The sequence below is a fragment of the Edwardsiella sp. A.80236 genome (assembly GCF_044540725.1).
GTDB lineage: Bacteria > Pseudomonadota > Gammaproteobacteria > Enterobacterales > Enterobacteriaceae > Edwardsiella > Edwardsiella tarda.
On record NZ_JBIUCY010000001.1, the window covers coordinates 370,292 to 384,382 of the forward strand.

The 14,091-nt window shown below is 59.5% G+C and carries 12 protein-coding genes; 3 read left to right on the plus strand and 9 right to left on the minus strand.

The window, feature by feature from the left end:
• Positions 1–31 precede the first annotated feature (31 nt).
• The 3 genes from ACEQFP_RS01675 to ACEQFP_RS01685 are packed head-to-tail and all read left to right on the plus strand — an operon-like array spanning position 32 to position 3,531.
• Positions 32–2,329, plus strand: a complete 2,298-nt coding sequence (locus ACEQFP_RS01675) for a formate C-acetyltransferase (RefSeq protein WP_370547379.1) — start codon at positions 32–34, stop codon at positions 2,327–2,329.
• Positions 2,295–3,173, plus strand: a complete 879-nt coding sequence (locus ACEQFP_RS01680; protein ID WP_005293922.1) for a [formate-C-acetyltransferase]-activating enzyme — start codon at positions 2,295–2,297, stop codon at positions 3,171–3,173. The genes ACEQFP_RS01675 and ACEQFP_RS01680 overlap by 35 nt, the downstream gene beginning before the upstream one ends.
• Position 3,174: 1 nt before the next feature.
• Entirely contained in the window at positions 3,175–3,531 is a 357-nt protein-coding gene (locus ACEQFP_RS01685) for a PTS fructose-like transporter subunit IIB (RefSeq protein WP_005287086.1), read from the plus strand.
• On the opposite strand, the gene ACEQFP_RS01690 is transcribed toward ACEQFP_RS01685, so the two are convergent.
• The 9 genes from ACEQFP_RS01690 to ACEQFP_RS01730 all read right to left on the minus strand — a co-directional run bounded on the left by ACEQFP_RS01690 (position 3,518) and on the right by ACEQFP_RS01730 (position 13,881).
• Positions 3,518–4,378, minus strand: a complete 861-nt coding sequence (locus ACEQFP_RS01690; RefSeq protein ID WP_005287083.1) for an AraC family transcriptional regulator — start codon at positions 4,376–4,378, stop codon at positions 3,518–3,520. The genes ACEQFP_RS01685 and ACEQFP_RS01690 overlap by 14 nt on opposite strands.
• Before the next feature lie 319 nt (positions 4,379–4,697).
• On the minus strand, positions 4,698–5,042 hold the full coding sequence (locus tag ACEQFP_RS01695; RefSeq protein ID WP_005287077.1) for an McrBC 5-methylcytosine restriction system component: 345 nt from the start codon (positions 5,040–5,042) through the stop codon (positions 4,698–4,700).
• Between the two features lie 133 nt (positions 5,043–5,175).
• The gene (locus ACEQFP_RS01700; RefSeq protein ID WP_005293926.1) at positions 5,176–6,360 is read right to left on the minus strand and encodes an acetyl-CoA C-acetyltransferase; all 1,185 of its coding nucleotides are present in this window, start codon (positions 6,358–6,360) and stop codon (positions 5,176–5,178) included.
• 33 nt (positions 6,361–6,393) lie between these two features.
• Positions 6,394–7,716, minus strand: a complete 1,323-nt coding sequence (locus tag ACEQFP_RS01705; RefSeq protein ID WP_047059644.1) for a TIGR00366 family protein — start codon at positions 7,714–7,716, stop codon at positions 6,394–6,396.
• Positions 7,713–8,363, minus strand: a complete 651-nt coding sequence (locus ACEQFP_RS01710; protein WP_005287068.1) for a 3-oxoacid CoA-transferase subunit B — start codon at positions 8,361–8,363, stop codon at positions 7,713–7,715. The genes ACEQFP_RS01705 and ACEQFP_RS01710 overlap by 4 nt, the downstream gene beginning before the upstream one ends.
• Positions 8,363–9,025 carry an acetate CoA-transferase subunit alpha gene (gene atoD, locus ACEQFP_RS01715; protein ID WP_005287065.1) on the minus strand — a complete coding sequence of 221 codons (663 nt, stop codon included), beginning with the start codon at positions 9,023–9,025 and terminating at the stop codon, positions 8,363–8,365. The genes ACEQFP_RS01710 and atoD overlap by 1 nt, the downstream gene beginning before the upstream one ends.
• Before the next feature lie 290 nt (positions 9,026–9,315).
• The gene (gene atoC / locus ACEQFP_RS01720) at positions 9,316–10,698 is read right to left on the minus strand and encodes an acetoacetate metabolism transcriptional regulator AtoC (RefSeq protein WP_005293931.1); all 1,383 of its coding nucleotides are present in this window, start codon (positions 10,696–10,698) and stop codon (positions 9,316–9,318) included.
• Positions 10,695–12,521, minus strand: coding sequence for a two-component system sensor histidine kinase AtoS (atoS, locus tag ACEQFP_RS01725; protein ID WP_370547380.1), 1,827 nt, complete (start codon positions 12,519–12,521; stop codon positions 10,695–10,697). The genes atoC and atoS overlap by 4 nt, the downstream gene beginning before the upstream one ends.
• Positions 12,522–12,834: 313 nt before the next feature.
• On the minus strand, positions 12,835–13,881 hold the full coding sequence (locus ACEQFP_RS01730) for a LysR family transcriptional regulator (protein WP_370555232.1): 1,047 nt from the start codon (positions 13,879–13,881) through the stop codon (positions 12,835–12,837).
• Between the last annotated feature and the right edge of the window lie 210 nt (positions 13,882–14,091).

Consider the following 14,091-nt stretch of genomic DNA (forward strand, 5'->3'; position numbering starts at 1 on the left):
CGGCAATCAGTCGGCCCACCAGGGATTCCTCATGAGTAATCGCATCCAACGTTTAAAAAATGCGCTATTTCAAAACCCGCGTGAAATCTCACTTGAGCGCGCGTGCTTGTATACCGCGAGCCATCGGCAGACAGAGGGCGAGCCCGCCATTTTGCGTCGGGCGAAAGCGACCGCCTATATCCTCGATCAGGTTGAGATTTCGATTCGCGATGATGAGCTGATCGCCGGCAATCGCACCGTTAAGCCACGGGCGGGCATTATGTCGCCGGAGATGGATCCCTACTGGCTGCTGAGCGAGTTGGATCAGTTCCCGACGCGTCCGCAGGATCGTTTTGCCATCAGTGACGCCGATAAGCGCCTCTATCGCGAGGTGTTGTTCCCGTACTGGGAAAAGCGCTCGATGAAGGACTTCATCAACGGGCAGATGACCGATGAGGTGAAGGCCGCGATCAGCACCCAGATTTTTAGTATTAACCAGACAGATAAAGGGCAGGGGCATATCATCATTGATTATCCCCGCCTCGTGAATCAGGGGCTGGGGGCGCTGGTAGCGCAGATGCGGCAATACTGCCAGCAGCAGCCGGATAACCCCTTTTATCAGGCCGCGCTGTTGCTGCTTGAGGCCTCGCAGCGTCACATTCTGCGTTACGCCGTGCTCGCCGAGGCGATGGCGGAAAACTGCACGGATGCCTCGCGTCGTCAGGAGTTGCTCGCCATCGCCGCCAACTCCCGCCACACGATGCAGCACAAGCCACAGACCTTTTGGCAGGCCTGTCAGTTGTTCTGGTACATGAACATCATTTTGCAGTACGAATCGAACGCCAGCTCGCTCTCGCTGGGGCGTTTCGATCAGTATATGTTGCCGTTCTACCAGGCCTCACTGGCTCAGGGGGAGCCCCCGGCATTCTTACAAGAGATCCTGGAATCGCTGTGGGTGAAATGCAATGACATCGTTCTATTGCGCTCCACCAGCAGCGCGCGTTATTTCGCGGGTTTCCCAACAGGATATACCGCACTGTTGGGTGGGTTGACGGCGAACGGGCGTAGCGCGGTCAATGCGCTTTCGTTCCTCTGCCTTGACGCGTATCAGCACGTACAACTGCCGCAGCCGAATCTGGGTGTGCGTATCAACACGCTGATTGATACTCCTTTCTTGATGAAAACGGCGGAGACCATTCGCCTCGGTACGGGTATTCCACAAATCTTTAATGATGAGGTCGTGGTGCCCGCCTTTCTGAACCGCGGCGTGTCGCTGGAGGATGCGCGGGATTACGCCGTGGTCGGTTGCGTGGAGCTGTCGATTCCGGGTCGAACGTATGGTTTGCACGATATCGCTATGTTCAACTTGCTAAAAGTGATGGAAATTAGCCTGTATGAGAACGAAGGCAATCATGCATTGACCTACGCGGGCCTGCTGGCACATATTCGCGCCAAAATTAGCCATTTCATCAGGCTGATGGTGGAGGGCAGCAATATCTGCGATATCGGCCATCGCGACTGGGCCCCGGTGCCGTTACTCTCTTCGTTTATCAGCGATTGCTTGGATAAAGGTCGTGACATTACCGACGGCGGGGCACGCTATAACTTCTCTGGTGTACAGGGGATTGGCATCGCTAACTTGTGCGACTCCCTGCACGCCTTAAACGGGATGGTCTTTGAACAACAGCGCCTAAGTTTTGACGAACTGTTGTCGGTATTAAAGGGTAACTTTGCCACGCCGGAAGGGCAAAAGGTGCGCGCCAGGTTGATCAATCGTTTCGAAAAGTATGGCAACGATATTGATAGCGTGGATAACATCAGCGCCGAACTGCTGCGCCATTACTGTAAAGAGGTGGAGAAATACCAGAATCCGCGTGGTGGGTCATTCACCCCAGGTTCATACACCGTGTCCGCACACGTGCCGCTGGGATCCGTGGTAGGGGCCACACCGGATGGTCGTTTGGCCGGCGAGCAGCTGGCGGACGGCGGTCTGTCGCCGATGCTCGGTCAGGATAGAGAGGGGCCAACGGCGGTGCTGAAATCGGTAAGCAAGCTGGACAACACACTCCTGTCAAACGGCACCTTGCTAAACGTGAAGTTTACCCCGGCGACGCTCGAAGGGGAGGGGGGATTGCGCAAGCTGGCGGACTTCCTGCGCGCCTTTACTCAACTTAAGCTACAGCACATCCAGTTTAATGTGGTGAATGCCGAGACCTTGCGCGAGGCGCAGCGGCGTCCACACGATTTCGCCGGACTGGTGGTGCGCGTGGCGGGGTACAGCGCCTTCTTTGTCGAGCTGTCGAAGGAGATTCAGGATGACATCATTCGTCGCACCGCGCATCAGCTGTGAGGTTAGCGCGCCGTGTAGCGATGAGGTCGCGCGCATCTTCAACATTCAGCGTTACTCGCTGAATGATGGGCAAGGTATCCGTACGGTCGTCTTTTTTAAGGGCTGTCCGCACTCGTGCCCATGGTGCGCGAATCCTGAGTCGATCTCTCCGCGTCGTGAGACGGTGCGGCGGGAGAGTCAATGCCTGCACTGTACGCCGTGCCTGCGTGATGTCGATGCGTGCCCCTCCGGGGCGTTTACGCAGATCGGACGTGATATCACGCTGGATGAGCTGGAACGCGAGGTGCTGAAAGATGATATCTTCTTTCGTGTCTCCGGCGGCGGCGTCACCCTCTCCGGTGGCGAGGTGTTGATGCAGGCCGCGTTCGCCGGCCAGTTTTTACGGCGCTTGCAGCGACTCGGCATCCATTGCGCCGTCGAAACCGCCGGAGACGCCCCGATCAGCCGCCTGTTACCGCTGGCACAAGCGTGCGATGAGGTGTTGTTTGATCTCAAAATAATGAATGCGTCTCAGGCGCGCGAGGTGGTTAATATGAACCAGCCGCGGGTGCTGGAAAATTTGCGCGTGCTAGTCCGGGAAGGCATCAACGTCATCCCACGTTTGCCGTTAATTCCGGGCTATACGCTCACGACAGAGAACATGAGACAAGCGTTGACGCTGCTGACATCACTCGGCATCCAACAGGTACATCTATTACCGTTTCATCGGTATGGCGAAGCAAAATATCGCTTGCTGGGGCGGGAGTGGGCGATGGCGGCGGTCCCTGAGCCATCGGCCTCAGTGCTGGCGCAGGCGCGTGAAATGGCGGAGCGCGCGGGTTTTCAGGTAACCCTAGGAGGTTAACATGGCGATCGCACCGGTACGACATCTGGTGGCGGTGACCGCTTGCGTGAGTGGCGTCGCACATACTTATATGGCCGCGGAGCGGTTGGAGAAGCTGTGTCAGCAGGAGAAGTGGAGCGTTAAGATTGAGACTCAGGGCGCACTCGGCATCGAGAATCCGTTAACACCAGAGGAGATCAGCCGCGCAGATGGGGTGATACTACTCACCGATATTGAGCTGGTGGGGGCGGATCGTTTCACCCACTGCGGCTATGTCCGATCAGGTATCAGCGCTTTTCTGCGGGAACCTCAGCGGGTGATGGGCGCCGTGCGTAAACTCCTTGCGGCGCCGCACCAGACCCACCTTATTCTGGAGTGACCGCTTTTTCTGTCAGTTGGCTGTGATACTGGCGACGGTACTCTGACGGTGACCGCTCGGTATTTTTGCGAAACAGGCGGCAGAAGTAGTTGCTGTCAACAAAGCCGCAGGTGTGCGCGACCTCCTTCACCTTCAGGTCATATCCCTTCAGCAGCGCCTTGGCATGCTCTAGGCGCGTGGCGTTCAGGTATTCGTTGAAGCCGATGGATCCTACTTTCTGAAACAAGTGAGATAGATAGTTAGGTGAAACATAAAATACCTGTGCGACCGACTCTCGGGTGAGCGGCAAGGGGTAATTTTCGTCGATATAGTCGCGAATAGCCTCAAATAGCGCCTGACTACGCGATGCCGTCTGGATCTGGCTGCCTAGCAGATCACGGCAATGGCTCAACAGGCTGGCGACAATGAGCCTGGCGGTTTGTTGCTCCTGAGGCTGCATCTGCATCTCATTAAGCGTATGTAGCAGGAACGAACCGATGCGCGGCCCACGTCGGGCGACATGCTGTTTCGTCATATTTTGATGCCGATGGCCATCCCAGTGCACAACGCTGAAACCGAGCTGCTGCTTGCCGAATAAGATACTGAGCGTCGTGACTGGCGTTTGCCATTGCGGGAAGTTCCAATTCCCCGAGGGAATATACAGGACATCGCCCGCGGCCAGCGGCGCGTCAGCCTCGACGAGGCTGCGATCAAAAAATTCGCCCTCCAACACGATCTCCAACCGTGGGAAATTGACCCGGTAAGCCAACTCCGGCGTCGCTCCGTTGGTGTTGGCAAAATAGATCTGGTGCAGTGGCGTGGGGCCGTGAATAAGGCGAGAGAGCAGATGGCTGATGTCGTGATACATGTTAATCCTTTACTTCGCGCAGACAGGGAAACAGTAACGTTGGTTATCGGAAAAGGCCATCTTAAAAGAGTCGTTTATGCTGTATTTATAGATAGCTGAGGGTGGGTTTCATTTTAACTTATTGATTTGTTTTTAATTTAATATAAACAATCTGGTCGTGGTGTCGTGGTGTCGTGGTGTCGTGGTGTCGTGGTGTCGTGGTGTCGTGGTGTCGTGGTGTCGTGCGGTTCGGCACAGGGAAAGACGCCAGGGCGGGTACGGTTGTCCACACCCTCAGGGCGGCCTCTCCCCTCGCATCAACGAGGCGGGAGAGAAACTCTTATCCCTCAAATCCATACGACTTGGTGCAAGCTTGATACAACCGGCTCGCCTCCGGTAACGCCAGGCGAGGATTAACCTTATCGATGACAAAAGGGACCATCCATAAACGTAAAGGCTGTTTACCTGGCGTAGGGAACGCAAAGTGCTGCGCGATCGGGGCGCTAAAATTGGCATGTGCCGGGTACACCAGGAACATCTCCCGCACAGTAATCTGCTGATCAAAATAATGATGACCATAGGCAAACATCTGATAGAAATCGCTCTGTTGTAGCGCATATTGATCAGAGCCATTGGCCAAGATGGGGTCAAGCAGTTTCCACTTGGTATCCAGGACGGCGATCACCGGCTGCGGCGATGGCGGACTGGACCGTGCCCGCGCGGGGTGGGCGCCTAGGCAAAAGTGTGCCGGCTGCCTGGACACGGGGCGGGGAGGTCGGGCAGGCCTATGGGCGCGTCGACGCGCGCCCGGTTTGGTTTTAGTTGATCCTCTCCACGATCAGGGCGATCCCTTGGCCGCCGCCGATGCACAGCGTCGCCAGCCCCAGGGTTTTATCCCGGGCGGAGAGCGCGTGCAGCAGGGTGACCAGGATCCGGGCGCCGCTGGCGCCGATGGGGTGACCCAGCGCGATGGCGCCGCCGTTGACGTTCACCCTCTCGGCATCCAGCCCCAGCGTCTTGCCGACGGCCAGGAACTGCGCGGCAAAGGCTTCGTTGGCCTCAATCAGATCGATGTCGGCCATCTGCAGCCCACACTGGCGCAATGCCTTCTGGGTGGCGGGGACCGGTCCCATCCCCATCAGCGCCGGTGCGACGCCGGCGCTGGCATAGCCCTTAATCCGCGCCAGCGGCGTCAGTCCCGCCGTCCGGGCGGCGCTTTCCTCCATCACCACCAGCGCCGCCGCGCCGTCGTTGATCCCCGAAGCGTTGCCGGCGGTGACGCTGCCAGCCTTATCGAACGCCGGGCGCAGGGTGGAAAGCCCTTCTGCCGTGGAGTCGGTTTTGGGGAATTCGTCGCGCTCAAAGAGGGTGGTTTTTTTACGCGATGTCACGCTGACCGGGACGATCTCGGCCTGAAACGCGCCGCGTTGGAGGGCGCTGGCCGCCTTTTGTTGGGAGTGCAGGGCCAGCGCGTCCTGCATCTCACGGCTGATGCCGTATTCGCGGGCGATGTTTTCGGCGGTGATCCCCATCGGGTAGCCGTGGGTGGCGCACAGCAGACCATCCTGCAGGATGACGTCGGTCAGCGTGCCGTCGCCGAGGCGGTAGCCCCAGCGCGCCTTTGCACTCAGCAGGTACGGCGCCTGACTCATGTTTTCCATGCCGCCGGCGACCAGCGCCTGCGCCTGGCCCGCCTGAATGGCCTGGGCGGCCAGCGCCACGCTTTTAAGCCCCGATCCGCAGACTTTGTTGACGGTAAAACCGCAGACCGCCTCGCTGAGGCCAGCCCGTAGCAGCGCCTGACGCGCCGGGTTTTGCCCCAGACCGGCCTGTAGCACGTTGCCCATGATCACCTCATCCACCCGCTGCGGGTCGAGGCGGGCACGTTCCAGGGCGGCCCTGATGACCGTGGCGCCCAGATCGACGGCGCCCATGGCTGACAAGGCACCGTTGAAGCTGCCAATGGCGGTACGTACCGCGCTGACGATGACACAATTTTTCATCTTCTTTTCCTTCAAAAAGGGGAGAGGGCGCGGTCAGAACAGGGTCAGACCGATGACAAAAATGATCCCGGAGAACAGCAGGGCGGTGATGCAGTAGCCCATGATGTCGCGGACCCCGAGCCCGGCGATGGCCAGGGCGGGGAGCGCCCAGAAGGGCTGCGCCATGTTCATCCACTGCTCACCGTAGGCGATGGCCATCACCGATTTACCGAGATCGGCCCCCAGGGTTTGCGCGGCGGGTAGGACGAACGGCCCCTGAATGACCCAGTGGCCGCCGCCGGACGGTACGGCAAAGTTGATCAGCGCAGAGCTGAAGAAGGTCATCAGCGGGAAGGTGTCCTTATTGGCCACGTTGATGAAGAACTCGGTGATCAGGCCACCGAGGCCGGAGTGCTCCATCATCAGCTGGATCCCGGCATAGAACGGGAACTGAATCAGAATGCCGGCGGTGCTACGCGCGGCGGCGCTGATGGCGCGCATATAGGCCATCGGCGTTTTGTGCAGCAGCAGACCGGCGATCATAAACATCATGTTGACGGTGTTGATGGTGATGTTGAAGCCCTTTTCGACGAAGTAGATCCCCAGATAGGCGATGCCCAGCGCGCCGATGATCAGTGCCAGCGTCCGGCTCTCTTCCAGCTTCTCCGACGGGGGAGCATCGGCCGGTAATCTTTTTTGGAAATCGGCCTCCTCCTGCAGCAGGGCCGGATCGATGCTGACGACCTCCGACGGCCTGGGGGTCATCAGGCGGGTAATAAAGGGCATCACCACGATCAGGGCGAGGGTGATAAATAGGTTAAAGCCGGTGAAGAGGGTATCGCTGACCGGGATTAACCCGGCGATATGCTCCACCGGGTTACCCGGCGTGGCCGCCAGCAGGGGCATTGAGCCGGAAAACCCGCCGCCCCAGGTCAGGAAGCCGATGTAGGCGCAGGCGATCAGCAGTGGGTAGTCGGAACCCGGCACGCGCCGGGCGACCTCGCGGGCAAACATCGCTCCCACCACCAGCCCAAATCCCCAGTTGATGACGCAGGCGACGGAGCCAAAAAAGGTCACCAGCATCACGCCCTGGGCGGGAGTCTTGGCGGCCGACGCGGCGGTGCGCAGCAGGCTTTTCACCGGGGCGGAGCTCGCCAGCGCATGGCCCGTCACGATGATCAGCGCCATCTGCATGCCGAACGCCAGCAGGTTCCAGAAGCCGTCACCCCAGAAGCGCACCATGGTCAGCGGCGTTTGCGGCGTCAGCCACAGTGCGACGCCGAAAGTCAGCAGGGTTAGCAGCATGGCGAAAATCAGCGGATCGGGCAGCCAGCGGCTGACGAAGCGGGCCATAAAGCGTGAGATGCGGCCAATCATGCGTCACCTCGCATGATCAGCAGATCGGCAGCGACGTCAAAATGGGCCTCGGTCTTCGCGCGCAGGGTGGTCAGATCGCACTCTGCGGCGAGTTCGGTCAGCCACATTTTGCCGTCCGTAAAGCGGAATACCGCCAGTTCGGTAACCAGCACATGCACTGCATGGCGGGCGGTGAGGGGCATGGTGCAGCGGCGGAGAATTTTGGCCGATCCATCCTTTGCGCAGTGTTCCATCGCGATGATCACTCTGCGTGCCCCGGTGACCAGATCCATCGCTCCCCCCATGCCCGGCACCATTTTGCCAGGAACCACCCAGTTGGCGAGGTTGGCCTGTTCATCGACCTGCAGTCCGCCCAGTACGCAGGCGTCCACGTGGCCGCCGCGGATCAGGGCGAACGATAGCGCGCTGTCGAACATGGCTGCGCCCGGCAGGATCCCACAGGGCTGTCCCCCGGCGTTCACCAGGTCGGGGTGGGTAGTGGTGATCGGCCCCAGTCCCAGGAATCCGTTTTCCGATTGCAGGGTGATGTGGATGCCCTGCGGCAGATGGTTGGCGACCATTGTCGGCAGGCCAATGCCCAGATTGACGATGTCGCCATCGTGCAGCTCTCGCGCCACGCGGCGCGCAATACGCTGTTTCGCATCCATTATTTATTCTCCTGAGGTAGGATGATATGGTCGATGACCGCGCCGGGCGTAACGATGTGGTCGGGCAGCAGCGTGCCGGTCTCCACCAGTTCGTCCGGCTCAGCCAGGGTGATGTCGGCGGCGAGAGCAATCAGCGGGTTAAAGTTGCGGGCGCTGAGCTGATAGGTCAGGTTACCCAGGGGGTCGGCATGATGGGCGCGGATCAGCGCCAGATCGGCGCGCAACGGGCGCTCCAGCAGCCAGGTTTTTCCGTCGAGCTCTAGGGTTTGTTTGCCCTCGGCGACGACGGTGCCGACGCCGGTGGGGGTCAGGAAACCGCCGAGTCCGGCGCCGCCGCAGCGGATCTGTTCAATCAGGGTGCCCTGTGGAACCAGCTGAACCGCCATCTCCCCGGCAATCATGCGCCGCCCGGTTTCCGGGTTGGTGCCGATGTGGGAGGCGATGACACGGCTGACCCGCCCGTTGACGATCAGTGGGCCGATGCCCGTATCGACAAAGGCGGTATCGTTGGCGATCAGGGTCAGGTCCCTGACGCCGGACTCCAGCAGGGCCGAGATCAGGCGGGGTGGACTGCCTACGCCCATAAAACCGCCCACCATAATGGTCATGCCGTCGCGAAACAGTGTGGCGGCACTCTGTAAGGTAATTAGTTTGGTTTTCATTATTGTTCCCTGTTGCTTACACGAATGTGAGTACGAACAGGGAATAGCAAGCCGAATGCCAGAGTGGCCGGAGGAGAGGATTATTGAATATCTTATTGAATAATATGAATTATGTTTGATGCCGCCGCGCGGCGGTGAGCAGGCGTACTGTGCAGCGCTTTGCGCACTGTGCAAAATTCTGCATAGCAGATTCTGGTCGTGCTCGGTGCGCCGTCGCTATGGGCGGCGCCTAGGGCGAGTCCCGTAACGGGTCGTGAGCGTCGACGCCGCGCACGGTTACGGGTCACGTCCTAGCTCCCGGCCGGATCGATGCCGTACTCCTGCAGTTTGTACATCAGGGCGCGGCGGCTGATGCCTAGCATGAGGGCGGTGCGGGTGCGGTTTCCCTCCTGCTGCTCGAGCACTTCGCTGATGATGCGCCGCTCCTCGCGCTTGATCTCCTCTTTCAGATTGCGCTCGCCGGGCGGGGGAGTGTTGGTACTGCCGCCGCTGACGGGTCGCTGCAGCGGGGTCGGCAGATCGTCGGCAAAAATGACTGCGCCGGTGCTCATCACCACCGCGCGCTCAATGACGTTGGAGAGCTCGCGGATATTGCCCGGCCAGGGCCAGGCGTTGAGCAGCGACATGGCGGCAGGATCGATCTCAATCATATCGCGCTGATTCTCTGCGCTGAATTTTTGTAAGAAATGGTTGGCGAGCAGGGCGATATCCTGTCGCCGTTCGCGCAGTGGTGGCAACTGTAGATGAATGACGTTCAGGCGATAAAAGAGATCGTTACGGAAGCTTCCCTCGCGCACCATTGCCTGCAAATCTCGGTTGGTGGCGGCCACGATGCGGATATCTACCCGAATGGTTTGGTGTCCCCCGACGCGCTCGAACTCCCTTTCCTGCAGGATCCGCAGCAGCTTGGCCTGCAACAGCGGTGGCATTTCGCCGATTTCATCCAGCAGCAGGGTTCCCCGGTGGGCGCGCTCAAACAGGCCCTGGCGCAGGGCCTGTGCGCCGGTGAATGCGCCCTTCTCATGGCCGAACAGCTCGCTTTCCAGCAGCGACTCCGGCAGGGCGGCGCAGTTGATCTTGATAAACGGGCCGTTTGCACGGCGCGAGCCGTAGTGAATGGCGCGGGCAATCAGCTCTTTGCCGGTTCCACTCTCTCCGCTGATCAGTACGTTGGCTTGCGAAAGGGCAATTTTCGCGGTGTCTTTGCAAATCTCCATCATGTGCGGGCTGTTGGTCAGGATATGCCCCCACTGCCAGCTGGTGCTCAGGGCCTGATGCAGGCTGCGGATCTCCTGCTTCATCGCTTGCAGCTGCAGCGCGCGTTGGATCAATAAGTTCAGTTCATCCAGATCGAAGGGTTTGATCACATAATCGAATGCGCCGCTGCGCAGCGCCTCGATGGCGGTCTCTACCTCGGCGTAGGCGGTCATCAGAATGACGGGGGTGCGTGGACGCCGGGTGCGCATGATTTTCAGGGCATCGATCCCGTTCATGGTCGGCATGCGGATATCCATCAGCACCACGTCCGGCGGTGTGTCAGTAAAGCGTTGCAGCGCTTCGGCACCGTGGCTGGCGGTGAGTGTTTCATGTCCCTGGAGCGTCAACGCGGTGGTGAGCATGCGACGCACGTTATCTTCGTCATCCACGATGAGAATACGGTAGCGGGCTTTCATTCTGCTGGGCTCTCCGGTGGATTGCGCGGTAATGTGAGGGTAAAGGTCGAACCGCTTCCTGGCGTGCTGACCACGTCAATATCCCCCGAGTGGGCGTTGATGATGCGCTGGCTCAGCGCCAGCCCCAGGCCGGTCCCCGAGGCCTTGGTGGTGAAGAAGGGATCGAAGATTTTTTTCTGTAGCGCGATATCGATACCGCAGCCGCTGTCTTCTATCGTCACCGTCTGCTGTGTGGGAGTGCGTTGTTGGGTGCGTATGCGAATCTCGCCACGCGCGCTGATGGCCTGCACGGCATTGATTAAGATGTTCAGTAGCACCTGCTTGATCAGCTCGCGATCGGCCACGATCGCCGGCAGTGTCCTATCTAGCTCACAGTGGAAGGTGATCCGCGCCTGAACCCCGGAGGTTTGCACCAGGATCAGCGCCTCTTCGATCAGCGCATTGAGCGACACCCGCTGCCACTGGCTTTGCCGCGGCCGGGAAAAGTCGAGCAGCTGCTGAATAACTTTATTAATAGAGTCAATCTCTTTTAGTACCACGGACAGGTACTCTTGATGTGCAGGCAAGGTAGTCTGTTGGCGGATGATCTGCACGTAGCCGCGGATGGCAGTCAGCGGATTGCGCACCTCATGGGCGACGCCGGCCATCAACTCGCCCAGCGTGGCAAGCCTTTCGGTTTGTGCCAGGCGGCGCTGGGCCTCTTTGCGAGCGGTCAGGTCGGAAAAAATCACCAGTGCTCCCATTAGTTCGCCATGGGGGTTGTGGATGCGGCTGGTGGTGACGCTGAGCTCAATGGTTCGATGACGCGCCGGGAAGCTGACCTCTTGCGCCAGGTGTGCGGTACCGTGCGCCAGGGTATCCAGCACCGGACTGGCGAAATGAGAATTGGAGAACAGGGCGGCGTAGGGCTGCCCGACCAGCTCATCCAGCGTATAGCCGGTAATGGCCTCTGCCGCGGGATTGATGGTGGTGACCGCGCCCAGCCTGTCGATGGCGATTACTCCGTCGGCGGCGTTTTCAATAATCAGATCGTTAAGGGTCTTGGTCTCACGCAGCGTTTGCGCCAGCGCGTTGACACTGCGGCTGATTTGCCCCAGTTCGCCGGGCAGCTCGGGGAGCGGCGCCGACGTTTTATGCGTCAGCGTCGAGAGCCCCTCGGTGATGATGTCGATATTGGCGCTGAAACGCCGTGAAAAGAGGACGATCAGCAGCAGGCTACACAGCAGGCCCGCCGCCAGCACCGCCATGATGCGCAGATCCATTTGCCTGGCTTGGCGGTGAATATCCTGCGTCAACTCATTGGCCCAGATATAGCCCGTCACTTCACCGCCTCGCCGAATGGGGCGCATTGAGTTGAGAATATCGCCGCGCACCTGGCGGCCGGAAAAGACGAGCGGCGTATCACTGCGCATCACTTCGCGTCCAGGGTGGTCGGCGGCAATGGTCACGCCGACGTTGCTTTGATACAGCGCGAAAGGAGCATAGGTAATAATCGCATCCAGCGTTTTGCTGTAGTAGCCCGCGCCGATGCCGGGAAACGCCTGGGTGATGCGCTCGGTGATGGGGCTGAGCTCGGCATTCAGCGCCCGGATACGTTCAGCGCGCGGCAGCGCCGCGAAATGGTCTAGGCGTTCGCCCAGCGCCTGGTCGAGCAGTTGGACGATGGCGGCCAGCTTTTTCTCTTTTTCGGCCAGCACCGCGGAGCGCCCCTCGATCTCGACGATATAGCCAATCGACAACGTCGGCACGATGACCATCAGGATCGCCATGAGTATCATTTGATTACGTAATCGTCGTGGGTATAACCCTCTTAGAAAGCGCATGCAGGTATCCCGGTGGTTCGGCGCAGATAACCCTGATTATCGGCGTTTGCGCCGGCGGTTTCTCAGCGGCGCATCATGTTCCGGCAAGGACGGCGTCTCATTGTGAAGGGTCGCGTGACGGTAGGCAGAGAAGGGGCGCCCGCCGGCCTCTAGGGATTGCTGGGCGCCGAATCAAGTCTCTGTGTGATGGCTATCAGATGCTTAGGGTGGGGCCATTACACTAGAGCGTGTGCCGTAACGGGTCGTGAGCGTTGACGCCGCGCACAGTTACGGGAAATGCCTTAGGTGGCAATCGTTAGATCGCGTCCCGGCGTTACCCTTCATTGATAAGCTCATCCATGGTGTCGATGACATGTCGCAGCGCCGTTGCCGCGGGGGGCGCCTCGTCGGTGGAGGCGTAGAGCACGCAGAGGTCGGCGGGAATGGCTTGTTGGAGGCGGATAAAACGCACATGGGGCCACTTCTGGCGGCTGTAGCTGGCCGGTACCAGCGCCACCTGCTGACTGGTGGCTACCACCGCCATCAGGGTGTTGGGTTCGACCACCTCCTGATTGAGCCGGGGGTAGAAGCCCTCCATCAGGCAAGAGTTGATGATGAGGTTGGTCGAGGCGGAGTTGGTGCGACTCATCAATACGAAGGCTTCCCCCGCGAGCTCGGTCAAGGAGATGCGCTTGCGATCGCGTAGGGGATGTTCGTCCGATACTACTACTATCATCGACTCGCGATAGAGGCTCTCGGCCAATAGTGGGTGAATATTGATGGTGTCGGCGAAGCGGGCCAGGCCGAGATCGATCTCCCTGCTGAGCAGCGCCTGCTTTTGCCGTTCTGGAGAGAGCTCGGTAAAGCTGATCTGCAACTCGGGGTAGCGTTGATGGCACTGACGGATCACCTCACCAAAGCCGGCCCAGAAAACGGTGCTGATCAGCCCGATGCGGATCTGGTTGCGCTCTCTGCGTCCCGCCTGTACCACCCGGTTGAGGCTACTCTCCAGCATGTCGAACAACAGGGTGCATTCGGCCAGCAGCAGATGGCCGGTCGGGGTGAGGCTTACTTGGCGGGTATGGCGATCGAACAGCGCTACGCCCAGCAGGGATTCGAGCTCCCGGATCTGGGCGCTAAGCGGCGACTTGGAGACATTGAGCCACTCGGCGGCTCGGCTGAAGTGGCCGTGGCTGGCCACCGCGTGAAAGTAGCGTAACATCTTGAGGGAGACGCGATCGCGCCAGTGGTTGTCGAGGGACAATGGACGGATCTCCTGCTCTCGTGGATGGGAGACGCCGGTGCGATCCCGGTCAAAGATCACAGCGCCGAGGGCGCCGGTTCGCGGATCGGTGCGCGGGCGATTCCCGCGCTGCCTCACACCGTTGCCTGCATTTTTTACTTAAGTTTTTCTGCAATCTGGGGATAAATGGCCGCCAAACGGCACCCATCAACCTGACCTTAGCGTGTCAATCCCATTTTCGGCCGCTCTCCGTGGCTTTATTGTGCCGAAAATCGGGATAGTTAGACCGATTTTAGCGATTTTTATCTGCCAGTACCTCTCCTAGAGTGAGCTCAACGTCTCATTTAC